Here is a 23,665-nt window from a genome sequence, read left to right on the forward strand (position 1 = left end):
TCCCGGAGAAGTCAGCGCTGCATAGTGTCTGACGGCGGTACGGAGGTGCTGGACCTGACCACGAAGTTCGTGGGGAACTCCGTATCGGTTGCGCTGCCGTCGGCTGCGTCCTCAAGGCCTGCCAGTAGGAGCCGGACCGCCAGTGCGCCCTGTCCACGGGCATCCTGGTCGAAGGTGGTGAGACCGAATACTTCACCAAGTTCATGGCCGTCGATTCCGATGACGGACAGGTCATAGGGGATCCGCAGGCCGAAGTCCCGTGCAGCCAGGATCGTTCCGATGGCCATCTCGTCCGACGCCGCGAACACCGCCGTGGGGCGTTCGGCAACGCCGCCGAGCAGTTGCCTGGCACTCGCGTAGGCGCCTTGGATGGTGAAGTCGGCGGAGACCTGCCATTCCGGACGGACGGCAATCCCAGCGGCCGCCATGGCTTTCTCGAAGCCGCCTTGGCGCGTTCCGGGGAGCCGGAAATCCTGCTGGTAGGCGGCGTCGCCGGTCATGTGGGCGATCCGGGTGTGTCCCAGTCTGATGAGGTGGCTGGTTGCTGCTTCGGCGATTCCCGGATCGTTGATCCTGATCGTTGAGGCGCCGGGCAAGGGGCCGCCGATGCCCACGATCGGGCGGTGGATGGCGAGCAGCTGCTGTATTTCGGCTTCACTGAGTTCGAGTGACACCGCGATAACCGCATCCACGCGTTTCCGCAGCAGGAAATCGTTCAAAACGCTGTGCCGGCGGTCGGGCCCTTCGCTGACGTTGTACAGGGTCAGATCGTATCCGGCGTCGAGCAAGGTGGCCGAAACCCCTTCCACCACCGAGGAGAAGAACCAGCGGTGGACGGACGGGACAACCACACCTACGTTGTGGTTCCGGCCTGAGGCCAGGCTGGAGGCGTGGTACGACAGGACGAAACCGAGCTCGGCTGCTGCCGCCTGCGCGCGTTCGCGGCTGCGGGCGGACACATTGCCTTTGCCGCTGAGCGCCCGAGACACGGTGGCGATGGATAGGCCCGCACGCTCAGCTACGTCCTTGATGCCGGGCATATTCAGTTCTCCGTGTCCTCAACCGCCAATTCCAAACGACTGCCGGGTCACCCAACCTCAAGGGTCAACCAGGCCGTCTCACCCGAGCCTAGCTGATGACCGCCCGAGTTCGTCGCAGCTGACTCCGCGGAGCTGCGCAGCAGCACCCGGCCGGCCGGGAGTTCCAACGGTTCACGTCCCGTGTTCATGACCACAAGGGTGGTGCCGTTGACGTAGGCCAGGGACGAATCGCTGCACCAGCTTTCCAGCCAAGCCAGCGAGCCTCTGCCCAGGTCCAGCTCCCTCCGCATGGACAGCATCCGACGGTAGAGGTTCAAATGCGACGTCGGCTCTTCGGCCTGCGCGTCGCGCGCCAGTTCGCTGAAGCTCGCAGGCTGCGGCAGCCACGGATCCTGTCCCGAGCCGAAGCCGGCGTGCAGTTCAGCGGCACGCCAGGGAAGGGGCACCCGGCAGCCGTCGCGGCCCAACCGCTCTCCGCCGGTGCGCGCGAACGTGGGGTCCTGGCGCTGGCTGTCCGGGATATCGATTCCGTCCGGAAGGCCCAGTTCTTCACCCTGGTAGAGGTACGCCCCGCCGGGAAGCCCCAGCATGAACATGGAGGCGGCGGCAGCCCGGGTCCTGCCCAGGGCCAGGTCGGGCTGCCGGTCAAAGGTGCCGATCCCGTCGCCGTCGCGCGGGGCAGGGCCGTCGTAGCCGAAACGGGTGGCGTGGCGGACGACGTCGTGGTTGGACAGTACCCATGTGCTTGGCGCGCCGACGGCGTCCAGCGCCACCAGGGAGTCAGTGATGACACCGCGCAGGCGGTGGACGTCCAGGCCCGCATGGAGATACGGGAAATTGAACGCCTGGTGCATTTCGTCCGGGCGGACCCAGTCGGCCAAACGGGGCAGCGGGTCCACATTGGCTTCGGCACACAGGATGCGGTCCGGACCGTACTCGGCCAGGATACGGCGCCAGGCCCGGTAGATGTCATGCAGGGCCGGCTGGCCGAACATGGGTGCGTCATGGCCGGGGTAGCCGTCGCAGCTGTTGCCGTCGGCCCGGCCGCCCCACTCCGGCAGGCCGGGAGCCTTCACCAGTGCGTGGGCCACATCCACGCGGAATCCGGACACGCCCCGGCCCAGCCAGAAACGCAGCACCCGCTCGAACTCATCGTGGACTGCCTGGTTGTCCCAGTTGAAGTCGGGCTGGGAGGTGTCGAAGAGGTGGAGGTACCACTGCCCGGGCCGGCCGTCCGGCTCCGTGATTCGTGTCCAGGCGGGTCCGCCAAAGTGCGACTGCCAGTTGTTGGGAGGCTCTTCACCATAGGTTCCCAGGCCGTCCCGGAAGATAAACATGTCACGTTCCGCACTGCCAGCGGGGGCGGCGAGGGCAGCCTGGAAAGCGGCGTGCTGGTCCGAGCAGTGATTGGGAACGAGGTCCACGATCACCCGCAGCTTCAGGCGGGTTGCCTCCACCATCATGGCGTCGAAGTCAGCCAGGGTGCCGAACAGCGGATCGACGTCACAGTAGTCGCTGACGTCATAGCCGGCGTCCTTTTGCGGTGAGCGGTAGAACGGCGACAGCCAGACGGCATCCACATCGAGCCGGGCCAACTGGGGCAGCTCCGCTGTTATGCCGGCAAGATCGCCGATGCCGTCTCCGTTCAGGTCCCGAAAGGAGCGCGGATAGACCTGGTAGATGACGGCGGACCGCCACCAGCCGGAAGCTTCATCAGCAGTGTGGACCAGGGTCAGCGGCCCTGCCGCGACGGCGGGGGCTTTGAGCATTGAGTCAACGGACATGCCGGTAATCGTAGAACGGAACATCCTAAAATTGAAAACGCTTCCAATTGTGACGTAGAACTCATTGCTTGCGGGCGGCCCACTACCTGGCCCTTGGATTGCAGGCTCCTAGGCATCATCATCCCGCCGGGCGGGGTCGGCGTCCCGCTTTGCGCGCCAGGCTACTGCCGAGTAGGGTGACTTTTCATCATGGGCCATCCCGTGTACTTTGGAAGCGCTTGCAGCTGTGAGCCACATCACCGACGATGCCACAGGGCCCACGGGGCCGACGCGTGGATGCAGGATTTTTTATGAAAGGGACACCAATGAAGGTGCAGAACACCCTCACGAGCGGGACCAGCCGCCGCGTCTTCACGGCGGGCGCGCTCTCCGTCGTCGCAGCCTTGGCGCTCAGCGCCTGCGGCGGCGCATCGGCCACCGCGCCGGCAACGGCTACCGCCAAGCCGGACCTGAAGTCTGCCGGTGCAGGCACCATCACCATGTGGGTCGACGCCGAACGGTCACCGGCCCTGAAGGACATCACCGCCAAGTTCCAGGCTGACACCGGCATCGAGGTCAAACTCGTCGTCAAGGACTTCGCGGCCGTCCGCGATGACTTCATCACCCAGGTACCCACAGGCAAGGGCCCGGACCTGATCGTCGGACCGCATGACTGGGTCGGCAAGTTCGTCCAGAACGGCGTCATTGCTCCGATCGAACTCGGGGACAAGTCGTCGGCCTTCCAGGATTCGTCCATCAAAGCCATGACCTTCAACGGTTCCGTCTATGGTGTCCCGTACGCCATCGAAAATATCGCGTTGCTGCGCAACACCGACCTGGTGGCCGAGAGCGCGGCAACGCTGGACGAGGTAGTGGCCAACGGCAAGAAGGCAGTGGCGGACGGCAAGGCCAAGTTCCCGTTCCTGGTGGGCATGGACCCCAAGCAGGGTGACCCCTACCACCTCTACCCGCTGCAGGCCTCCATGGGTTCGCAGGTCTTCGGCCAGGCTGCCGACGGTGGCTACGATCCCAAACAGCTCCTCATCGGTGACGCCGCCGGTGTTGAGTTCGCCAAGAAGCTCGTGGCCTGGGGCGACGCAGGTGAAAAGATCATCAATTCCAACATCACCGGAGACATCGCCAAGGAGAAGTTCCTGGCAGGCGAATCCCCTTACTTCCTGACGGGCCCCTGGAACGTTCCGGATGTCCAGAAGAAGGGCATCAAGTTTGCCGTGGACGCCCTGCCGACCGCCGGCGACAAGCCCGCCCAGCCGTTTATCGGCGTCAACGGCTTCTTCATCAGCGCCAAGAGCGCTAACGCCCTTGCCACCAATGAATTCGTAACCAACTACCTCACCTCCGAAGCGGCGCAGGATTCCATGTACAAGGCCGGCGGCCGTCCGCCGGCGCTGAAGGCCTCCTTCGAGAAGGCAGCCAGCGACCCCGTGGTGGAAGCATTCGGCAAGATCGGCGCCACCGGCGTGCCCATGCCTGCCATTCCGGAAATGAGCGCGGTCTGGGCCGACTGGGGAGCCACTGAACTCGCGCTGATCAAGGGCCAGGGCGATCCCGCTGCCGAGTGGGCCAAGATGGCTGCCAGCATCAAGGCGAAGATCGCCGGCTAACGCCGCCCGCCGCCCGCCGCCCGCCGGCTGACGCCGCCCGCCGGTTCACCCCGGCCGGCACGGGCCGGGCAGCCTTGCCGCTGCCCGGCCCGTTGCTGCAGCGCCCCTCATTGCAGCGCCCCGCACCTTCCACGGCCCCGCTTCTCCCAAGGACCATAGACAGCCATGCCCAAAACAGATCTCTTCCAGGATTCCCCGCCGCCCCCCTCGCCGGGAGCCGCGCCAACATCGGCAGTGGCGCCATCACCGGGCGGCCGCACCTCGGGCCGCCGGCCGGGGTTGCCGAAACGCAGCTCCCGCCAGGATTCCATCAAGGGGACCGTGGCCAAGATCGTGCTCCTGGGCCTCGTTGACGCACTGGCCGTCTATGTCCTGATGATGCTCTTCCTGAGCCAGTCCTGGGGTGCCCTCGCGGTCTCGTCCGCCGTCGTACTGGCCATTAACTGGATCTACCTCCGCAAGGGGGGACTGCCCGCAAAATACCTGGCGCCGGGCGTGCTGTTCCTGCTGGTGTTCCAGGTCTTTGTGGTCCTCTTCAGCGGCTACATCGCCTTCACCAACTACGGCGACGGGCACAACAGCACCAAGGACGACGCAATCGCGGCCATCCAGCTCACGGCCCAAAAGCGTGTCCCGGACTCGCCGGCCTACAAGGCGGCGGTCCTCACCAAAGGCAGCGACTTCTACCTGCTGTTCACCGATCCCGACGGCAAGGCTTCCATCGGCAGCACCGGTACGCCCCTGAATGAAGTGCCCGACGCCGGCACGGACTCCACCGGCAAGGCCAACTCCGTTGACGGCTACCGGACGCTGAACTTCCAGGAAATCGTGGCAAACCAGCAGGAGATCCTGGCCATCACGGTGCCTGTCTCGGACGACCCCGCTGACGGCACCCTGCGCACGGCGGACGGCAGCAGCGCCTACGAGTTCAAGCCGGCGCTGACCTATGACGCGGCGGCCGACACCTTCACCGACACCGATACCGGCGCCGTTTTCCGCGACAACGGCAAGGGCGCCTTCGCGGACGGCAACGGCCAGACCCTCACCACGGGCTGGAAGATCGACGTCGGTATGGATAACTTTGCCCGCGCCTTCACCGATCCGAGCCTGCGCGGTCCGCTGCTCGGTGTCATCCTCTGGACCTTCACTTTTGCCGTCGCGTCTGTTGCGCTGACCTTCGCGCTTGGCCTGTTCCTGGCCATCACGTTCAACCGCGAGGACCTGCGTGGCAAGAAGGTCTACCGGATCCTGATGATCCTGCCCTATGCCTTCCCGGCGTTCCTGTCCGGACTGGTCTGGTCCGGTATCCTCAACCCGCAATTCGGCTGGCTCAACCAAACGCTGCTGGGCGGCGCGACTATCGGCTGGCTCACGGACCCGGTCCTGGCCAAGATCAGCGTCCTGGTGGTCAACCTGTGGCTGGGCTTCCCGTACATGTTCCTGGTCTGCACCGGCGCCCTGCAGTCGCTGCCGACGGAGCTCGACGAGGCTGCCCGGATGGACGGCGCCGGCCCATGGCGTGTCTTCCGGTCCATCAAGCTTCCCCTTCTGCTGGTCTCGATTGCCCCGCTGCTGATCTCCTCCTTCGCCTTCAACTTCAACAACTTCAATGTGATCTACATGCTCACCGGCGGCGGACCGCGCTTCGCGGACACCGACCGCGACATTGGAGCCACGGACATCCTGATCACGCTGGTGTACAAGGTGGCGTTCGGGCAGGGGACCGGCCGCGACTACGGCCTGGCCAGCGCCCTGGCCATCATCATTTTCATCATCGTGGCAACCGTTTCGGCCATCAGCTTCAAGCAGACCAAAGCACTCGAGGACGTGAACTCATGAACGGGTCAACGGCACGCACCGGTACGACGGCGGAACCCGCCACAGGCTCCGCAGTCACCGAAGCGGGCACCGCAGCAGGCGCTACCGTCGAGCAGCTGAAGCAGCTGCACCGGCGGCGCGCGTTCGGTGTCTGGTTCAAAGACAAGGGCTGGCGGCACGTCGTGGGAATCGCAGTGACCATCTTCGCGATCTTCCCGCTTCTCTATGTGCTGTCCGCCGCGTTCAACTCCACGGGCACTCTCGTGGGCTCGAACGCACTCTTCAGCAAATTCGACTTCGGCAACTTCACTGCCCTGTTCAACGACCCGTCCCGGCCCTTCGGCCGCTGGTTCGTCAACACCATGGTGGTGGGCGTGGTGACCTCCGCAGCAACGGTGTTCCTGGGCGCCATGGCCGCCTACGCATTTTCCCGCATGCGGTTCAAGGGGCGCAGGATCGGGTTGCTGAGCCTTCTCCTGCTTCAGATGTTCCCGCAGCTGCTGGCCGTGGTGGCCATCTTCCTGCTGCTCAGCGGGATCTCCGAGGTCATTCCGGCCCTTGGCCTGGGCAGCCAGCTCGGCCTGATCATGGTGTACCTTGGCGGCGCCCTGGGAGTGAACACGTACCTCATGTACGGCTTCTTCAACACCGTCCCGCAGTCCCTGGACGAGGCAGCCAAGATCGACGGCGCCAGCCACGTGCAGATTTTCTTTGGCATCATCCTGCGCCTGGTCACACCGATCCTCGCAGTGGTGGGGCTGCTGGCCTTCATCGGCATCTCCAGCGAATTCGTCATAGCCAGCGTGGTGCTGACCGACCCGGACAGCCAGACGCTCGCCGTCGGACTCTACTCCTTCGTCGCCCAGCAGCGCTCGGAGAACTGGGGGGTGTTCGCCGCCGGCGCCGTACTCGCAGCTGTCCCCGTGATGGCACTGTTCCTGTTCCTTCAGCGCTACATTGTCAGCGGCCTCACCCAGGGCTCGGTGAAGGGCTGAGCATGCCGGCATACCTCCCGTCCTGCCCCCTCCCGCACCACGACGGTTCGCCGCTTCATGTGCCTCGGCGCGCCGGCCTCGGCGATGATGCCGGGCTCCGCGTGCGGATACCCGCGGCATGGGGCCGTGCCGCCCGGGTCTGGGTGCGGTCGGTCCAGGACGGTGAACCCCGGTACGACGCCGCGCGCAGCCTGGGGGAGCTTGACGGCTGGGTTTGGTGGGAAGCGGAAATGACCGTCACCAACCCGGTGGCCCGGTATCGCTTCCTGCTGGAAGTCGCGGATAGCGAGCACGACGGCGGTACTCCCGGCAGCGGACAGACGGGTAGTGGACATGGGGGCAGCACCCCGGGGTACTGGAGCCTCAACGCCCAGGGCCTGTTCCGCCGCGACGTCTCCGACTACGCGGACTTCCGCCTGACCACCTTCCCGGCAGCGCCGCAGTGGCTGCGCCGGGGAACGATGTACCAGGTGTTTCCGGACCGCTTCGCGCGCTCCGCCGACGCCGGTTCGCGTCCGGTGCCTGACTGGGCCATACCGTCCGCATGGGACCACACGCCCGTGGAGGGAACCGGACCGGCCACGCCGTTCCAGTTCTACGGCGGCGACCTCAACGGGGTGGCCGAAAAACTGGACCATATCCAGCAACTCGGCGCCGACGTCATCTACCTGACACCCTTCTTCCCGGCACGCTCCAATCACCGCTACGATGCCTCCACCTTCAACGCAGTGGATCCGCTCCTGGGCGGCGATGATGCCCTCGTGACGCTGGTGAAAGCGGCCCATGCCCGCGGGATCAAAGTGATGGGCGACCTCACGGCCAACCATTCGGGCGATGCCCACGAGTGGTTCCGGCAGGCGCTGGCCGATCCCGCATCCGCCGAGGCCGGCTACTACTACTTCACGGGGACCGGGAAACAAGGCGCCACCGAAGCGGGTGCCAGGGCCTACGAATCCTGGTACGGCGTCGCCTCGCTGCCCAAGCTCAACTGGTCTTCAGGGGGCCTGAGGGACAGGTTCGTCCTGGACGATGACTCGCCGGTGGCGCGCTGGCTCAGGCCCCCGTTCAACCTGGACGGCTGGCGGATCGACGTCGGCAACATGACCGGCCGGCTGGGCGCCACGGACCTCAACCGGGAGGTGGCCTGCCTGATCGCGGACCGGGTCAGGGACATCAACCCGGAAGCCGCACTGCTGGCCGAAGCCACCAACGATGCCGCGCCGGACTTCACCGGCGAACACTGGCACGGGGCCATGACCTACGCCAACTTCACCCGCCCGCTGTGGTCCTGGCTGGCAGGGGACGCCGCGCACGTCAATTTTTTCGGCACCCCCCTTGCGGGCCCCAACCGGATGGGAGCCGAGGACTTCCTCGCCACCCACCTGGACCTGGCATCGGCCTTCAGCTGGGATCTCCGGCTGCAGAACATGAACGCCTTGAACAGCCACGACACCGCACGTGCAGCCACGGTGATGATCGACGGCGGGCAGCTGCTCGGGGCCGTCATGATGTTCACGATTCCCGGTGTCCCTGTGGTCTTCGCCGGAGACGAGTTTGGCCTCAAAGGGTACAACGGCGAAGACTCCAGGACGCCGATGCCGTGGAACGACCCCTCCCGGATTGGGGCGGACCTCCGTGCCAGCTATTCGGCCATGGCAGCCCTGCGGCGGAAGCAGCCGGCGCTCACCGGAGGCGGAATCCGTTGGCTGCATGCCGACGGCGACGCGCTCGCCTATATCCGCGAGACAGCAGAGACCGCGGTCCTGGTGTTCGTGGCCCGCGCACCCGCCCGGGCCGACCTCGCGGCCGGCGCACTGTCTCCGGCCCAGTTCTCCGCCCTCGCGGCAGATCCCACATTCTGCACGGCCGACGTCCGGACCGATGCGGCGGCCCGGAGTGCCGGCACCCGGATCAGCGCGGGCCAAGCAGCGGCCGCGGTGTGGATACTTCCCGGAACCCGGACACCGTAAGCCGCAGCAGTCGCGGGCAGTGCTGCCGGGACGCCGGGTTCGGCCGTCTAGACTGAAGGCCGGATTCGACGGACCTGGAGGCCGCATGAGCAACATTGCTGACGAGCTCAAAACCATCCTGGAGCCCGGCAAGCTGGCCATGGACGACCTGACCCTGGCGGCCTACGCCGTGGATCAGGCCCCCGTGCTCGACTACCAGCTGCCGCTTGCTGTGGTGAGGGCCGAAACGGTGGCGGATGTCCAGGCCGTGGTCAGTGCGTGCGCCAAGCACAGCGTGCCCATTGTTGCCCGTGGCGCCGGTACTGGCGTGTCCGGCGGTGCCCACGCCAGCCAGGGGTGCATCGTGCTGAGCCTTGAACGGATGAACCGCATCCTGGACCTGAACCCGGACGACGAGACCGCCGTCGTCGAACCCGGCGTTATCAATGCCGACCTCAACGACGCCGCCGCCGTCCACGGGCTGATGTACGCCCCCGACCCCGCGAGCTTCCGGATGTCCACCATCGGGGGCAATGTTGCAACCAACGCCGGCGGCCTGCGCTGCGCAAAATACGGTGTTACCCGTGATTCGGTCCTGGCCCTCGACGTGGTGCTGGCGGACGGTTCCCTGATCCACACCGGGCACCAGACGTTCAAGGGGGTTGCCGGCTACGACCTGACCGGACTGTTCGTCGGATCGGAGGGAACGCTCGGAATCGTGGTGGGGGCAACAGTGCGGCTGAAGTACCTGCCCCGCGAAGTCCACACCATCGCCGCGTTCTACCCGGACTTCCGCAGCGCCGCGGCGGGCGTCCTGGCCGTGGGCAAGGCCCGCGTCCAGCCCGCCATCATGGAACTGCTCGACGGCGGTTCGCTGCATCAGCTCGACGAAATCCACGGCTCGGACCTGAGCTCGCGGGGAGCCTCGCTCCTGCTGATCCAGACGGACGGCTTCGGGGCGGCCGCGGAGGCTGAGGTGGTCCGCGAGGTCATTGCAGCCGGCGGAGCAACAGTGACCACCGAGGCCAGCGCGGAAGCCGAACAGCTGGTGGAGCTGCGGCGCAACAGCCGCGGCGTCGAAGTGGACGACGAATACAGGGTGGGGGAGGACGTGGCCGTGCCGCGCTCGCGGCTGGTGGATTACATCGGCGAACTTGAAGCCATGGCTGTGGCCCACGGCGTGCAGCTCAAGGTCGTGGCCCACGCAGGGGACGGCAACCTGCATCCCACCTTCTGGGTGGACCGCCTGGACAACCAGGTGGACGCCGATGCCATGCAGCGGCTGGGCGAGGCCCTGGACAGGTCAATCACCGTGGCTCTGGCCATGGGTGGGACCATTACCGGCGAGCACGGGATCGGGCAGTACAAACTGCGGTGGCTGGGCCTGGAACAGCCCGAACCCGTACGGGAGCTGCAGCGCCGGATCAAGCACCTCTTTGATCCGGCCGGCATCCTGAACCCCGGAAAGGCGATCTAGCTAGTCGTCGGAGTCTGGGTATTCGTCGATGTCTTCATCGCCGTACCGGGACTGCTCGGTTTCCACCTCGAGGATCTTGAGCAGTTCGGTGTCCGGGTTGAGCATGATTGCTGCCTCGTCGCGGCGGTGCCGGAGGATGGAATCGATGTACGACTGCACGGCCTCGGCGAGCGGGATGTGCCGTTCCTGCTTCTCGGACATGTACCAGCGGTGTTCCAGCACTTCGTGGACAGCCTCCGCCGGTTCGAGTTTGCCGGAGAGGTCGCGTGGAATCGAACGGACGATGGGCTCGAAGATCTGGCTGACCCACAGATGGGCGCTGTATTCCTCATCCATGGCGGGGTTGTTGTCCGCACGGAAAGAGTCCATGTCGTTGAGCAGGCGGCGGGCCTGGTTCTCCTGGGCGTCCAGTCCTGTGAGCCGCAACAGCCTGCGCTGGTGGTGGCCCGCGTCCACCACCTTGGGCTGGAGCTGGATGGTGGAGCCGTTCTGGGTGGTCTTGATCGCGTATTCCTCAACGTCGAACCCCAGTTCGTTGAGTTTCCGGATCCGGGCGGCCACGCGCCAGCGTTCGCCGATCTCGAAGGACTCCTTCTCCGTCAGCTCGGTCCAGAGCCGCCGGTAGCTGTCCATGATGAGTTCGCTGGTGGCCACCGGGTCCACCTTCTCCTCGATCAGGCCGCCGTCCAGCAGATCCATCAGCTCCCCGGCGATGTTGACCCGGGCAATCTCAAGATCGTACTCGCGCTGGCCGGTGGAAAGGTCCGGATACAGCTCGCCGGTCTCGGCATCCACCAGGTAGGCGGCGAAAGCGCCGGCGTCGCGGCGGAAGAGGGTGTTGGAGAGTGAGACGTCGCCCCAGTAGAAACCGATGAGGTGCAGCCGCACCATCAGCAGCGCCTGCGCATCGATCAGGCGCGTCAGGGTGTCCTTGCGCAGCATCTGGGAGAAGAGCGCCCGGTAGGGCATGGAGAACTTCAGGTGCCGCGTGACCAGCACCGGGTTCAGCGGCCTGCCGTCCGGTGTGGTGCGCCCGGTGATCACGGCCACCGGCTCGACGCAGGGCACGTCCAGGCGCGCCAGCTTGCGGAGCATGTGGTACTCGTGCCGGGCCACGTGTTCGGACGTTTCCTTGATGGCGATCACGGAACCGCCCAAGTGGGCGAACCGCACGATGTGCCGGGAAATACCGCGGGGAAGGGCGGCAAGGTATTCAGCGGGCCAGTCCTCCAGCGCAACGTGCCATGGCAGGTCCAGGAGCCCGGGATCAGCAGAGGCGGCGGTGATGCTCAGGTTGCTGGAGACGTTGGAATTCTTGTCGTCGTTGGCGCTGGCCGCTTCAAACCGAGGCAGTTTGCCGATCTGGCCGTAGTCGGTGGGTTCGTCGTGCCATTGGGCGTTGCTTTCCTCGGTCATGTGCCAATTCTTCCGTACGTAGGGGCAGGCCGCCTAAACAAAGTCAGGAAACCGCGCTTAAATCACGACGGCGGCCCGTCCTGTGAGGAGGGGCCGCCGTCGGTCAGTGCTGCTAGGTGCCGGTCAGGTGTTGGCTGCTGCTGCAACCACCTGACTCAGCTCCGCAACCGGTAACTAGTCGCCGAGGCGCAGGCCGGTCTTGGTGTCGAACAGGTGCACATGTCCGGACTGCGGGCGAACGTAGATGGACTCGCCCTTCATCGGGGGGCGGCGGCCGTCGACGCGTGCCACGATGTCGTGGCTCTTGCCGTCCAGCGTGGTGTGGCCGTAGACGTAGGCATCGGCGCCGAGTTCTTCGACGACGTCAACCTCAACCTGGAGGCCTTCGCCTGCGGCGACCTGCTCGAGGTCCTCCGGGCGTGAACCCAGGGTGACGGTGCGGCCGTGTGCCTCTTCGAGGACATCGCGGGGAACCGGGTACACGGTTCCGCCGAACTGGACGCCGCCGTCGACGACGGGGAGTTCCAGCAGGTTCATGGCCGGGGAGCCGATGAAGCCGGCGACGAAGACGTTCTTGGGCTTGTCGTAGAGGTTGCGCGGGGTGTCGACCTGCATCAGCAGGCCGTCCTTCAGCACAGCCACACGGTCACCCATGGTCATGGCCTCGACCTGGTCGTGGGTCACGTAGACGGTGGTGACGCCCAGGCGGCGGGTCAGGGACGCGATCTGCGTACGGGTCTGGACACGGAGCTTGGCGTCAAGGTTTGAAAGCGGCTCGTCCATGAGGAAGACCTGCGGGTTACGCACGATGGCGCGGCCCATGGCAACACGCTGGCGCTGACCGCCGGAGAGTGCCTTCGGCTTGCGGTCCAGGTACGGTTCGAGGTCAAGAAGCTTGGCTGCTTCGCGGACACGCTCGGCGCGCTCTTCCTTGCTGACGCCGGCGATCTTCAGCGCGAAGCCCATGTTGTCCGCAACGGTCATGTGCGGGTACAGGGCGTAGTTCTGGAAGACCATCGCAATGTCGCGGTCCTTCGGCGGAACATCGGTGACGTCGCGGTCACCAATGAGGATGCGGCCTGCGTTGACATCCTCAAGGCCCGCGAGCATACGCAGGGAGGTGGATTTGCCGCAGCCGGAGGGTCCAACGAGGACCAGGAATTCGCCATCGGCGATGTCGATGTTGAGCTTATCGACGGCGGGCTTATCAGTGCCCGGGTACAGACGTGTTGCGTTATCAAAAGTAACTGTTGCCACAGTTATCAATCCCTTCACCGGCAGGTACGTGCCGGACGATCCGTTGTGAATGGTTCATGTTTATTCAGTTGTCCACGGTTTTCCAGCCGTGTACTCCCCGGCCGAAGCCGAGGAGTATCGCGTGACGCCGCACGGTGTCTGTGCGCCACATCACAAACAGAGTATGTCAGATTTTATGCATTTGGGTGCAAATGTTACGGGCGTCACATGTGAGATTTGTAACCGGCGACCGGCCGGCCCGCGAGTTTAGGCGGATTTACGGGGCTTCACCGACAGCGAGGCTCCGTTCCCGAAGCAGCGTTTCCAGCAGTTCGGCGATGTGCACGGGCGCTTCGACGCGGAACTGCGCCTGGGTGAAGTCCAGCCCGACTTTCACGCCCACGTCGCCGGGATACAGCCGTCCCAACGCATCCTCGTCGGTGGTGTCGTCGCCGGCGAACACCACTGCCGTGGCGTCGGTCGCCTGGCGGAGGAACGCCATGCCTTCGCCTTTGGAAGCGTGCACCACGGACGTTTCCAGCACCCGGTTGCCGTTCTTCAGGTACACGTCGGGCAGGCCCTGCAGGGCTGCGCGTGCAGCAGCGACGGCGTCCTCGGCCACGTCGTCGGCAGCCAGGCGGGTGTGGAGCACAACGCCCGCGGGTTTGTCTTCCAGCAATGTGCCCGGCGCCTGCTCCACGATTTCCTCAAGGATGCGCCGGACGTCTGCCAGGAGGGTCAGCTGGTCAGGGTCAAGCGTCAGCTCCGACGAACCCGGTCCCAGCCAGGCTTCGGCCCCGTGGCTGCCGATGAGAAGGGTCTCCGGGGGCGGCGAGGCGACCGCCCGGAGGCTTTTCAGTGCCCGGCCCGAGATGAGTGCCGTCGTCGTGCGCGGTAGCGCGGCGAGGGCGGCGAAGGCTGCGGCGGACCGGGGGAGCGGGCGGGCGTCAGCTGCGTGGTCAACAAGCGGCGAGATTGTTCCGTCAAAATCCATGGCCACCAGGAGGTGCTCCGTGGCGGCAACCTTCTTGAGTGCCGCCAGGAGTTCCGGCTGAAGCGTGAGGGGGGCCTTGCCCGGGGCTGCATCAGGTGTCATCGCGGACCACTTTCTCTTTAAGCGCTGCAAGGAAGTCCGCCGACCAGTGGTCGACGTCGTGGTCCAGGATCTGCTTTCGCATGGACCGCATCCGGCGGGCTGCCTCGGCCGGCTGCATGTCGACGGCCCTCATGATGGTGTCCTTGAGTCCGTCGATGTCGTGCGGGTTCATCAGCAGCGCCTGCTTGAGCTGGTCGGCGGCGCCGGCGAATTCGCTCAGCACCAGCGCGCCGTCGTTGTTGGTGCGCGCGGTCACGTATTCCTTGGCAACCAGGTTCATCCCGTCCCGCAGTGCCGTGACCAGCATGACGTCGGCCGCAAGGTACAGCGCCACCATTTCGTCGATGGGGTAGCTGTGGTGCAGGTACCGGACGGCGGTGTTCTGCATGGTGTCGTAGGTGCCGTTGATGTGGCCCACGGTGCCCTCCACCTCTTCGCGGAGGAGGCGGTACTGCTCCACTCGCTCCCGGCTCGGGCTCGCCACCTGGATCAGTGCCGCGTCCTCCACGGTGACCTTTCCGTCCGCCAGCAGTTCCTCGTAGGCCTTGAGCCGGTGGCGGATGCCCTTGGTGTAGTCGAGGCGGTCGACGCCCAGGAGGATGGTCTTGGGATTGCCCAGGTCCCGGCGGATCTGCCGGGCGCGTTCGATGATTTCGGGCTTGCGGGCCAGCTCGCTGATCTGCTTGACGTCGATCGAGATGGGGAATGCCTGCGCGCGGGCAATGTGGGTGGTTTGTCCGTCAGGGCCCTTGACATGCACCTGCTGCTGCTTGACGCTGGCGCCCAGGAAACGCCGGGCGGAGCGCATGAAGTTGCCGGCATCGCTGGGGCGCTGGAAGCCCACCAGGTCGGCGCCGAGGAGTCCGTCAATGATGGCCCGGCGCCACGGGAGCTGGGCGAAGATTTCCGGCGGGGGGAAGGGGATGTGGTTGAAGAACCCGATTTTGAGGTCCGGGCGTGCTTCGCGGAGCATCTTGGGAACCAGCTGCAGCTGGTAGTCCTGCACCCAGACGGTGGCTCCGTGGTCGGCGTGGCGCACGACGGCGTCGGCGAACCGCCGGTTGACCTTGCGGTATGAATCCCACCAGGTCCGGTGGAATTCCGGCGGCGCGATGACGTCGTGGTAGAGCGGCCAAAGAGTGGCGTTGGAAAAGCCCTCATAGAAAAGTTCGACGTCGTCCGTGCTCAGCTGCACCGGGACCAGGTCCATGCCGCCGTGGCTGAACGGCTTGACGGTTTCATCCGGGGCGCCGTGCCAGCCCACCCATGCGCCGTCGGTTTTGGTCATCATCGGGGCCAAAGCGGTCACCAGGCCACCGGGCGAGCGGCGCCAGCCGTCCTCGCACCCCCTGTCCTCCGGGGCGCAGCGGTCAACCGGAAGACGGTTGGACACCACCATGAAGTCATAGAGCGCGTCAGCCGCGTGGCTGCCGCCGCGCGCGGGTTTTCCTTCGGCGCTTGCTTCGGATTTTTCACGGTGCGTAGTCTGCATTGGTGCCCCTTGGGTAGCTAATGGCTCGAAGTCAACCCTAGTCGGCTGGAATCTTCCGGGCTATTCATCCGTTGGGCAAAGCGACAGAAACTTGAAGGCGCAAGCTCTCAGGTTTCTCCCCTAAACTGACAAAGTTGCCACTGATGTGGTCCGCACCTGGCCGATCGACCCGAGGAACTGATGAGCGCCGCAAACGAACCCCGCAAGTCCAAAGCAGAACGCACTGCCGAGGCCCGCGAGAAAGCCCGTGAGATCCGTGAGGCGCAGCTGAAGAAGGACAAGCGCAACAAGCTCCTTATCGGTTGGGGCATTGTGGTGGCTGTCGTGGCCATCCTCGCGATCGTTGCCCTGGTAGTCAGTTCCAACATCAGGAACAACGCTCCGGTTGCGGACGAAGGCCCCACCCCGGCCAATGGCAACATCCATGGCGGTGTGACGCTGTTGGCCAACTCCGAGGTAGTGAAGTCCGATCCCGCCACTGTCAACGTGAAGGACGTTCCGAGCAAGCCGGAAACGCCTCCGGCGGAAGTAAAGGCTCCCGGCGCCGAGGCGGAAGCCGGCAAGCCCGTGAAGGTGGTCGTCTACATCGACTTCATCTGCCCCGTCTGCAAACGGTTCGAAACCACCTATAACGATCAGTTGACCAGCCTCCGCAACGAAGGCAAGATCTCGCTGGAATACCGTCCGCTCGGTTTCCTGGACCAGCAGTCCACCACCAACTACTCCTCCCGCGCGGCCAACGCAGCCGCCTGCGTGGTCAATGAATCCCCGGAAAAGTACTCTGACTTCCTCAACGCGCTCTTCGATAAGCAGCCCGCAGAAGGCAGTGCGGGCCTGTCGGACAACGACCTGAAGAAGCTGGCCACGGATGTCGGCGCCAAGAGCATCGATTCTTGTGTGGATGAGAAGAAATACCGGCCCTATGTGAAGGTGGCCACCCAGGAGGCTGCGGCAGTCGGTGTGACCGGTACTCCGACTGCTTTCGTGGACGGCAAGCAGTGGGGCAAGGGCGACTCAGCCAAAACCGACCTGATCCCGTTCATCCAGGCCGCAATCGACGCCAAGGGCTAACAACCACCCCTCACGCATCAGGCCAGTGGCCCGGTTCCGGAACCATCCGGCACCGGGCCGCTGTCGTTTTTACCAGGGGGTGTCCTTGGGCTAACCTTATCTAGCACTGCATCCAGTGCCGCCGTTGCGCCTGATCCGTCAGGCAGAAACTGGCACGCCTCCTTAGCTCAGTTGGCCAGAGCACCGCTCTTGTAAAGCGGGGGTCGTCGGTTCGAATCCGACAGGGGGCTCCACCCTTAGGAGTGCCGGGAAGAGCCGGCCTTCGAATTCCAGGCCCCGGGCCGTTCGGCCCTTGGCTGTTCAGTTCACACCGCGGAACCTTGGCGTATGAACCAAGAGAAAAACGGGATCCGGCTGGTTCAGCGCCCCGAGCAGCCCACCGCCGTCGTCCGCGAAAAAGTGCCCATGAACGCCCTGCCGGAATTCTTCGGCCGTGCTTACGGCGCTGTCATGGCCGCAGTCCAGAACCAGGCCGTGCAGATTGCCGGCCCGCCTTTTGGCCGGTACCTGAGCATGCCCACAGACACTGTTGATGTCGAGGCAGGCTTTCCGGTGGCGGCGCCCTTCCCCGGGGCAGAAGGAGTGGCGCCCGGTATCCTGCCGGCGTGCCAGGCCTTCGAAGCCACACACACCGGACCGTACGACACGTTGAGTGCAACGTATGATGCCATCCAGGAGCGGATGAAGGAAGAAGGGTTCACCCCGGCCGACTCAATGTGGGAATACTACTTGAGCGACCCCGCCGCGGAGCCCGATCCGGCCACCTGGAAAACCCTGGTTGTTTGGCCTGTGGCATAGGGTCCGTTCCGTGCGGTAGGTGTGCGCCGGCTAGTCCTCGGCGTCGATCGTCTCGAGCAGGTCCTTGGCGGCTTTGGCGATGTCATCGTGGTCGTGTTGCGCAGCCCGGGTTTCCAGGGAAATGACCGCGCAGCGGTGGACCTTCTTGAAATCCCCGAAAGGAAAGCTCACGCTGCCTTTGGTTCCTTCCGACTCGTCAGGGTCCAGGCCCAGGTGCCAATTGGAGAATTCCGGAAAGCCGTGCTTTTCGATATAGGCATTTTCCTGGTCCGTCGACGGTGCGTGCTCGCTCCAGTCGTCCCGGGTGTCACGGACAACCTTTCCGTCTTTCACGAGGCTGCGCGCGTGTTCGAGCGCCTTCTTGTTCAGTTTCGTGGCCATGTGCGTAAAGGCTAGATCCAAGGTGTGCGGACCGCCAGAGGCGGATCGCTCCGAAAAAGTAACGCCGTGGAGACTGCGGCGAAACCTGCCCACAATATGGGGCGCCTACTTTGGGCCTATGACTACACGCCTGCTCACCAGAATCGCCTCGTGGTTCGAGGCCAGTCCCATGCCGGCCGCCGCATCCTCCGCGGGCGGTGCCTGGGAACAAGGCAACGCCGCCATCGCCGATGTCACCAGATGGGGCTGGCTGCCGGCGCTGAGCGGAGTGTCGATTGCTGCCGACCACGCGGCGACGGCGCACCGGGAAACGGCTGCCGCGGCCAGCAAGGGATAACCGCCAGCCTGCTGCTCGGAAGCCTGGTCGCTGCTGTCCGGCCAAGTAATTTGTCGGGTTGAACACACTTTTCTTCAACTACCGGCATAATGACCTAAACTGCTTCACTGAGGTGCCTGAAATGGCGCTGAGCAGCAACGAAAGCGAACCCCCAAATGGCTACCGATTACGACGCCCCACGCAAGACAGAAGAAGAGTCTCCGGCTGAATCCCTGGAGGCCCTTCAGGCGTCCCGCGGCGGCGGAGCCCAGACAGCCGTTATCGATGTTGATGAGAACGATACGGCCGAGGGCATCGACCTCCCCGGAGCGGATCTTTCCGGCGAGGAACTTACGGTAACTGTTGTTCCCGAGCAGTCCGACGAATTCACTTGTTCCTCCTGCTTCCTGGTCCGCCACCGGTCCCAGGTTGCGCGCGAAAAGAACGGCATGAAGTACTGCCGCGACTGCGAAGGCTAAGCAACTCCCGGCGCGCACCACAATTCACAAGCACGGCATCACGAGGCGCCGGCAGCCCGCACGGGCTGTCGGCGCCTGCGCTGTTTCACCAGCGCCGGCCGAGGGGCCGCCGTCGTTATCCGATGTCACGGAAGCGCGTCCAAAAGCGACCCGGACGGAACCGGAATGGCGGCAATGGCGCAGCTGGTTGGCCGTCCCGTGACCTGTCCGGGGGGAGGCTAACGGTTGGGCGCCGAAGGCATTTCGGCCCTCGTTTTCGCCTGTCAGGGCTCCTACGCTTGAGATATCTCATCACTTCCAAGGGTGGCTGAAATGAAGAAGTTTCAAGTGTGGCTGGCGGCAATCCTGATGGCAACGGGACTGGGCCTGGTGGCACCTGCGCCGGCGTCCGCCTCCTATTGCGGACTGGTGTGGGGTTCGCTGGCGAAGTCCGAGGCGGCCATGAGCACCGCGAAGGTCACCAACGTGCGCACCGGGCAGCACTACTGCTTCGACCGCCTGGTGGTAGACCTCAACGGTCCGGTGGAGGGCTACACGGTCAGGTATGTCCCCACTGTGGTGCAGGACGGTTCGGGCTTGCCGGTTCCGCTCAGGGGCCGGGCGTTCCTGCAGATCACTGTCAATGCTCCCGCCTATGACGACGGCGGAAACTCCACCTTCAATCCGGCCGACCGGAATGAACTGTCCAACGTTGGCGGCTACCAGACCTTCCGCCAGGTGGCCTGGGCCGGGAGCTTTGAAGGATATTCAACCATCGGCCTCGGCGTCCGCGGACGCCTTCCCTTCCGGGTGTTCAGCCTGGACGGACCCCGGTCCGGATCCCGTCTGGTCATTGACGTGGCCCATTACTGGTGACCTGCCGGAACTACCTGACCGGCCTTACTCGGGAACCACCAGGGCAGGGGTGTCCTTGCGGATCGTTTCGCCGCGGAAGAACCCGGGATTCAGCCTGGCCATGAGCAGCATGAACACCGCTCCCAGCGCGAGGATTCCCACGCCGAGGACGAAGACCAGTCCCACGCCGAAGATCTCCGATCCACTGCCGAACTCCGGCGCCAGGCTGTCCGCGGCAGTCTGCAGGAACACCACCAGCAGGCCAAGCCCGCCGAGCAGCGGGCAGAGCAGCCGCAGGATGAAGTTGCGGACGCTGCTGAAGACGGTGTTGCGGAAGTACCATGCGCACGCGAACGCCGTCAGCCCGTAGTAGAAGCAGATCATCAGCCCGAGGGCCAGGATGGTGTCGTTCAGGACGTTTTCGCTGACCACATGCATCACTGCGTAGAACCCTGCGGAGAGGACACCCGCTGCGATCGTTGCGAAGCCCGGCGTCGCAAACTTCTTGCTCATGTGGCTAAAGGGCTTTGGCAGGGCCCCGTAGTGGGCCATGGCCAGCAGGCTCCGCGACGGCGAGGTAAACGTGGACTGCAGCGAAGCTGCCGAGCTGGACAGAACCGCCAGCGACATAAGGATGGCGAAAGGGCCCATGACGGGGGACGCCAGCGCGGTGAAGATGTTTGCGTGGTTTTCTTCGTTGTTCAGTCCGACGCCCTCCGTACCCACACCGGCGAACATCATGGTGGCGATACTGACCAGGAGGTAGATGCCCAGGACTACGACGGCGGTAAGGGTGCCGGCGATGCCCGCCGTCTTTTTGCCATTGGCCGTTTCCTCGTTCACGGTGAGGCAGACGTCCCAGCCCCAGTACACGAAGATGGACAGCGAAATGCCGGCGGCAATCTGGCCGAAAGTCTCGATTTTGGTGACGTCAAACCATTCCCAGCTGAACGGGATGGAGGTTTCCGAGGAAGACCAGTTGGCAAAGGCCATGGCCACGAACAGCCCGAGCACAAGCAGCTGGAAACCCACCAGGCCGTACTGGACGATCTTGGTGGTATGCAGGCCGCGGTAGCTGACCCAAACGGCCAGCGCCACAAACACGACGCAGGTCGCGACGTTCAGCACCTTGTCGGCGGCCAGGTCTGCGAGCTCCGGCACGCCCGTGAGCTGGGCGAGGAACAAATAGAAGAAGTCCACCGCCACCGCGGCCAGGTTTGATAGCACGATGATGTTCGCGGCGAGGAGCCCCCAGCCTCCCATCCATCCCACCCACGGGCCGAAGGCTTTGGTGACCCAGGTGAAAGTGGTGCCGCTGTCCGGCGAATCGGCGTTGAGTTCCCGGTAGGCCAGGGACACCAGGATCATGGGGATGAAGCCGATGAGGAAGATGACGGGCAACTGCAGCCCGGCCTCGTTCACGGTGGGTCCAAGGGCGCTGGTGAGTGTGTAGGCCGGTGCAATGGTGGAAATGCCGAGGACGACGACGGCGAGGAGGCCCAGCTGCCCGCCCTTCAGTCCCTTTCCGGTAATGCCGTGCGGGGTGCCGGGTGCGTCAGTGCCTGCTAATGCCGTGCCGGATGCGCCGGCCGGGGAGCTGGGGCGGATGGTTTGGGTCATGTCAGGCCCTTTCTGGGTGGTCCGAATGTTCTAGGAGGCAGCGGGTTGCTGCTGGGTGATGCAGTGGATGCCGCCGCCCCTGGCGAACAGTTCGCGGGCGTCGATGCCCACGACGCGGCGGCCGGGGTAGGCATCGGCGAGGATCCGGAGGGCCTTTTCGTCGTTGGGGTCGCCGAAGGTGCAGGCAATCACACCGCCGTTGACCACGAGGTGGTTGATGTAGCTGTAGTCCACGAAGCCCTCCGGGTCACTGAGTGCCACGGGAGCGGGGACTTCGATGATGTTCCACTCTCGGCCGGCTGCGTCCCGCGTGGCCGAGAGGAAATTGATGATTTCGCGGCTGACCTCGAAATCGGGATGTTCCGGGTCCTGCTGGGAATGCACCAGCAGTGTGCCGGGGGACGGGATGGCGGCCACGATGTCCACGTGGCCCCGGGTGCCGAACCGCTCTGAGTCCCGGGTCAGGCCGCGCGGAAGCCAGATGACATGGGTGGCGCCGATGGTCCGGGCGAGCTCTGCTTCCACCTCGGCCTTGGACAGTCCGGGGTTGCGTCCCGGGTCCAGCTGCACCGTCTCTGTCACCAGCACGGTTCCCTCGCCGTCCACCTGGATGCCGCCGCCTTCATTAACGAGCGCGGAGGCTATGTGCCGGGCGCCGGACCGGCCGGCGACTTCCGCCCCGATCAGCGAGTCTTTGTCCCAGCGGGCCCATTCCTGCCCGCCCCAGCCGTTGAACACCCAGTCGACGGCGCCGAGGCGCCCGTCGCCGTCGAGGACGAAGGTGGGGCCGATGTCCCGCATCCACGCATCGTTCAAGTCCGCGGTGAGCACCTCGACGGCGGGATCCAGGTAGCGCGCGGCGGTCAGGACGTCGTCGGGGGTGACCACCATGGTGACCGGCTCGAATTCGACGGCGGCATTGGCGACGGCGGCCCAGACTGTCCGCGCGGCGTGTGCCTCTTCGGCGGTGTCGCCGAGGGTGTAGCCGCCGGTAGGGAACGCCATCCAGATGCGCTCCTGCGGAGCCGTCTCGGCGGGCATGCGCCAGGGGCTCACGCGGTCACCTCGTGGTAGGTCGGTGCTTCGCCGCCGAGGGGCTGGTCGCGCCGTACGGGGTCGGTCAGCCGGGCGTAGGTGTCCGGACGGCGGGTGGCCAGGAACGGGAACAGCGTGAGCCAGTCCCTGCGCTGGTCCAGGTCCAGGTCGGCGACAAGGACGGCGGATTCGTCGCGGGGCGCCTGGACCAGGATCCGGCCGTAGGGGTCCGAGATGAAGGAGGAGCCGTAGAAGTTCAGCGTCCCCTCGTTTCCCCAGCGGTTGGGGGCCACCATGAACAGGCCGTTCGCGATGCCGTTGCCCACGATGACCTGCTGCCAGAGCGGCTGGGTGTCGAAGTCCGGGTGGTCCGGTTCGGAACCGATGGCGGTGGGATAGACCAGGATTTCCGCCCCGCCCAGGGAGTACAGCCGGGCGAGCTCCGGGAACCACTCGTCCCAGCAGGTGGGCATGCCCAGCCTGGCGCCGCCGAGTTCCGCGGGGGAGTGGACCTCGTAGGCGTCCTCCGAGGCCGGGCCCCGGCGGAAGAATTTGTCTTCGTAGTACCCGGCGGTCACCGGGATGTGGAGCTTGTGCGTGCGGGCCAGCAGCTCACCCTCGGGGGACACCAGGATCGCCGTGTTCAGTCCCAGGCCGTCGTCCGAACCGTCCGGGTTCTCCGCCCGCTGGTACAGGGAGGCGTGGACGGTGATACCGTGCCGGCGGGCTGCCCCGGCGGCGAACCGGAACGTGGGGCCGGTCAGCAGGTCCTCGGCGAGGTCCGACGGGCGAGGACGGGCGGCCCACGAACGGGATGTGTCGTTGTCGGGGAGCGTATCCGCCGGGTAGCGGGACAAAGTGAGTTCCGGCAGGAAGACGACGGTGGCTCCCAGCCGGGCGGCGCGTTCAATGCCCTCATCAAGTTCGGCGCTGAGAGCCGCGGCGTCGGCGTGCCAGCGGTGCTGGACTACCGCGATCCTCAGGGCGGGGCGGGCAGAGGGCCGCGTCCGTGCCAGGGAAGCGGGCGGTTCAAGGCAAGTGATTTCAATCATGGTGAATACTCCAGTGAGACGGTCGTCACTAAATGAATGACGTTCATTTAGTATTCACGTGGAGGGGTCCCTTGGCAAGGGAAAATGAAGAATAGTCATTTTGTTAAGCCGCCCGCGAGATTCGGTGGCGCCGCTGTGGCGGCTGGGATAGTTTCGGATTACCCGAGAAACC

The 23,665-nt window shown here is 65.1% G+C and carries 20 protein-coding genes and 1 tRNA gene; 11 read left to right on the top strand and 10 right to left on the bottom strand.

Annotated elements, in window-relative coordinates; translation table 11 throughout:
* Nucleotides 1-11: 11 nt before the first annotated feature.
* Both JOE41_RS14790 and JOE41_RS14795 read right to left on the bottom strand, forming a co-directional pair.
* Nucleotides 12-1,040 (bottom strand): LacI family DNA-binding transcriptional regulator, encoded by a 1,029-nt coding sequence (locus JOE41_RS14790; protein WP_209752782.1) that lies wholly within the window; start codon nucleotides 1,038-1,040, stop codon nucleotides 12-14.
* Between the two features lie 47 nt (nucleotides 1,041-1,087).
* Nucleotides 1,088-2,824 carry a glycoside hydrolase family 13 protein gene (locus JOE41_RS14795; RefSeq protein WP_245200723.1) on the bottom strand — a complete coding sequence of 579 codons (1,737 nt, stop codon included), beginning with the start codon at nucleotides 2,822-2,824 and terminating at the stop codon, nucleotides 1,088-1,090.
* A gap of 305 nt (nucleotides 2,825-3,129) precedes the next feature.
* Between JOE41_RS14795 and JOE41_RS14800 the strand changes: the two genes are divergently transcribed.
* The 5 genes from JOE41_RS14800 to JOE41_RS14820 all read left to right on the top strand — a co-directional run bounded on the left by JOE41_RS14800 (nucleotide 3,130) and on the right by JOE41_RS14820 (nucleotide 10,667).
* Nucleotides 3,130-4,428 carry a maltose ABC transporter substrate-binding protein gene (locus JOE41_RS14800; RefSeq protein WP_011690610.1) on the top strand — a complete coding sequence of 433 codons (1,299 nt, stop codon included), beginning with the start codon at nucleotides 3,130-3,132 and terminating at the stop codon, nucleotides 4,426-4,428.
* A 165-nt stretch (nucleotides 4,429-4,593) separates the two neighbouring features.
* Complete coding sequence (locus JOE41_RS14805; protein WP_011690611.1) at nucleotides 4,594-6,267, top strand: ABC transporter permease subunit; 1,674 nt, start codon at nucleotides 4,594-4,596, stop codon at nucleotides 6,265-6,267.
* Nucleotides 6,264-7,241, top strand: coding sequence for a sugar ABC transporter permease (locus tag JOE41_RS14810; RefSeq protein WP_011690612.1), 978 nt, complete (start codon nucleotides 6,264-6,266; stop codon nucleotides 7,239-7,241). Before JOE41_RS14805 ends, JOE41_RS14810 begins: the two co-directional genes overlap by 4 nt.
* A 2-nt stretch (nucleotides 7,242-7,243) precedes the next feature.
* Nucleotides 7,244-9,211 carry a glycoside hydrolase family 13 protein gene (locus tag JOE41_RS14815; protein WP_209752783.1) on the top strand — a complete coding sequence of 656 codons (1,968 nt, stop codon included), beginning with the start codon at nucleotides 7,244-7,246 and terminating at the stop codon, nucleotides 9,209-9,211.
* Nucleotides 9,212-9,296: 85 nt separating this feature from the next.
* Entirely contained in the window at nucleotides 9,297-10,667 is a 1,371-nt protein-coding gene (locus tag JOE41_RS14820; RefSeq protein WP_209752784.1) for an FAD-binding oxidoreductase, read from the top strand.
* Here the strand turns inward: JOE41_RS14820 and JOE41_RS14825 are convergent, their stop codons facing one another.
* The 4 genes from JOE41_RS14825 to JOE41_RS14840 form a co-directional block, all read right to left on the bottom strand.
* Nucleotides 10,668-12,083 carry a DUF4032 domain-containing protein gene (locus JOE41_RS14825; RefSeq protein WP_011690615.1) on the bottom strand — a complete coding sequence of 472 codons (1,416 nt, stop codon included), beginning with the start codon at nucleotides 12,081-12,083 and terminating at the stop codon, nucleotides 10,668-10,670.
* 174 nt (nucleotides 12,084-12,257) lie between these two features.
* Nucleotides 12,258-13,340, bottom strand: a complete 1,083-nt coding sequence (locus JOE41_RS14830) for an ABC transporter ATP-binding protein (RefSeq protein WP_043429380.1) — start codon at nucleotides 13,338-13,340, stop codon at nucleotides 12,258-12,260.
* Nucleotides 13,341-13,596: 256 nt separating this feature from the next.
* Nucleotides 13,597-14,415: a trehalose-phosphatase gene (gene otsB, locus JOE41_RS14835; RefSeq protein ID WP_011690617.1), complete on the bottom strand. Its 819-nt coding sequence runs from the start codon at nucleotides 14,413-14,415 to the stop codon at nucleotides 13,597-13,599.
* Nucleotides 14,405-15,907 carry a trehalose-6-phosphate synthase gene (locus JOE41_RS14840; RefSeq protein ID WP_011690618.1) on the bottom strand — a complete coding sequence of 501 codons (1,503 nt, stop codon included), beginning with the start codon at nucleotides 15,905-15,907 and terminating at the stop codon, nucleotides 14,405-14,407. Before JOE41_RS14840 ends, otsB begins: the two co-directional genes overlap by 11 nt.
* A gap of 180 nt (nucleotides 15,908-16,087) precedes the next feature.
* Between JOE41_RS14840 and JOE41_RS14845 the strand changes: the two genes are divergently transcribed.
* The 3 genes from JOE41_RS14845 to JOE41_RS14855 all read left to right on the top strand — a co-directional run bounded on the left by JOE41_RS14845 (nucleotide 16,088) and on the right by JOE41_RS14855 (nucleotide 17,776).
* Nucleotides 16,088-16,978, top strand: a complete 891-nt coding sequence (locus JOE41_RS14845; protein ID WP_209752785.1) for a DsbA family protein — start codon at nucleotides 16,088-16,090, stop codon at nucleotides 16,976-16,978.
* Nucleotides 16,979-17,134: 156 nt separating this feature from the next.
* A tRNA-Thr gene (locus JOE41_RS14850) sits at nucleotides 17,135-17,211 on the top strand.
* A 94-nt stretch (nucleotides 17,212-17,305) separates the two neighbouring features.
* Nucleotides 17,306-17,776 (top strand): GyrI-like domain-containing protein, encoded by a 471-nt coding sequence (locus tag JOE41_RS14855; protein WP_011690620.1) that lies wholly within the window; start codon nucleotides 17,306-17,308, stop codon nucleotides 17,774-17,776.
* A gap of 30 nt (nucleotides 17,777-17,806) precedes the next feature.
* Here JOE41_RS14855 and JOE41_RS14860 read toward each other — a convergent pair whose 3' ends face one another.
* Complete coding sequence (locus JOE41_RS14860) at nucleotides 17,807-18,157, bottom strand: hypothetical protein (protein WP_209752786.1); 351 nt, start codon at nucleotides 18,155-18,157, stop codon at nucleotides 17,807-17,809.
* Nucleotides 18,158-18,275: 118 nt separating this feature from the next.
* Between JOE41_RS14860 and JOE41_RS14865 the strand changes: the two genes are divergently transcribed.
* From JOE41_RS14865 to JOE41_RS14875, 3 genes are all read left to right on the top strand, one after another.
* On the top strand, nucleotides 18,276-18,494 hold the full coding sequence (locus JOE41_RS14865) for a hypothetical protein (protein WP_043429383.1): 219 nt from the start codon (nucleotides 18,276-18,278) through the stop codon (nucleotides 18,492-18,494).
* A 155-nt stretch (nucleotides 18,495-18,649) separates the two neighbouring features.
* Nucleotides 18,650-18,952, top strand: a complete 303-nt coding sequence (locus JOE41_RS14870; RefSeq protein ID WP_011690622.1) for a DUF4193 domain-containing protein — start codon at nucleotides 18,650-18,652, stop codon at nucleotides 18,950-18,952.
* A 312-nt stretch (nucleotides 18,953-19,264) separates the two neighbouring features.
* The gene (locus JOE41_RS14875; protein ID WP_209752787.1) at nucleotides 19,265-19,807 is read left to right on the top strand and encodes a hypothetical protein; all 543 of its coding nucleotides are present in this window, start codon (nucleotides 19,265-19,267) and stop codon (nucleotides 19,805-19,807) included.
* A 24-nt stretch (nucleotides 19,808-19,831) separates the two neighbouring features.
* Here JOE41_RS14875 and JOE41_RS14880 read toward each other — a convergent pair whose 3' ends face one another.
* From JOE41_RS14880 to JOE41_RS14890, 3 genes are read right to left on the bottom strand one after another with little or no spacing between them, the layout of a single operon-like run.
* Nucleotides 19,832-21,406 (bottom strand): APC family permease, encoded by a 1,575-nt coding sequence (locus JOE41_RS14880; RefSeq protein WP_209752788.1) that lies wholly within the window; start codon nucleotides 21,404-21,406, stop codon nucleotides 19,832-19,834.
* 30 nt (nucleotides 21,407-21,436) lie between these two features.
* Nucleotides 21,437-22,462 carry an agmatine/peptidylarginine deiminase gene (locus JOE41_RS14885; protein ID WP_043429384.1) on the bottom strand — a complete coding sequence of 342 codons (1,026 nt, stop codon included), beginning with the start codon at nucleotides 22,460-22,462 and terminating at the stop codon, nucleotides 21,437-21,439.
* Nucleotides 22,459-23,493: a nitrilase-related carbon-nitrogen hydrolase gene (locus JOE41_RS14890; protein WP_209752789.1), complete on the bottom strand. Its 1,035-nt coding sequence runs from the start codon at nucleotides 23,491-23,493 to the stop codon at nucleotides 22,459-22,461. The genes JOE41_RS14885 and JOE41_RS14890 overlap by 4 nt, the downstream gene beginning before the upstream one ends.
* Nucleotides 23,494-23,665: the final 172 nt, after the last annotated feature.

It is taken from the genome of Arthrobacter sp. PvP103 (genome assembly GCF_017833075.1).
Taxonomy (GTDB): domain Bacteria; phylum Actinomycetota; class Actinomycetes; order Actinomycetales; family Micrococcaceae; genus Arthrobacter.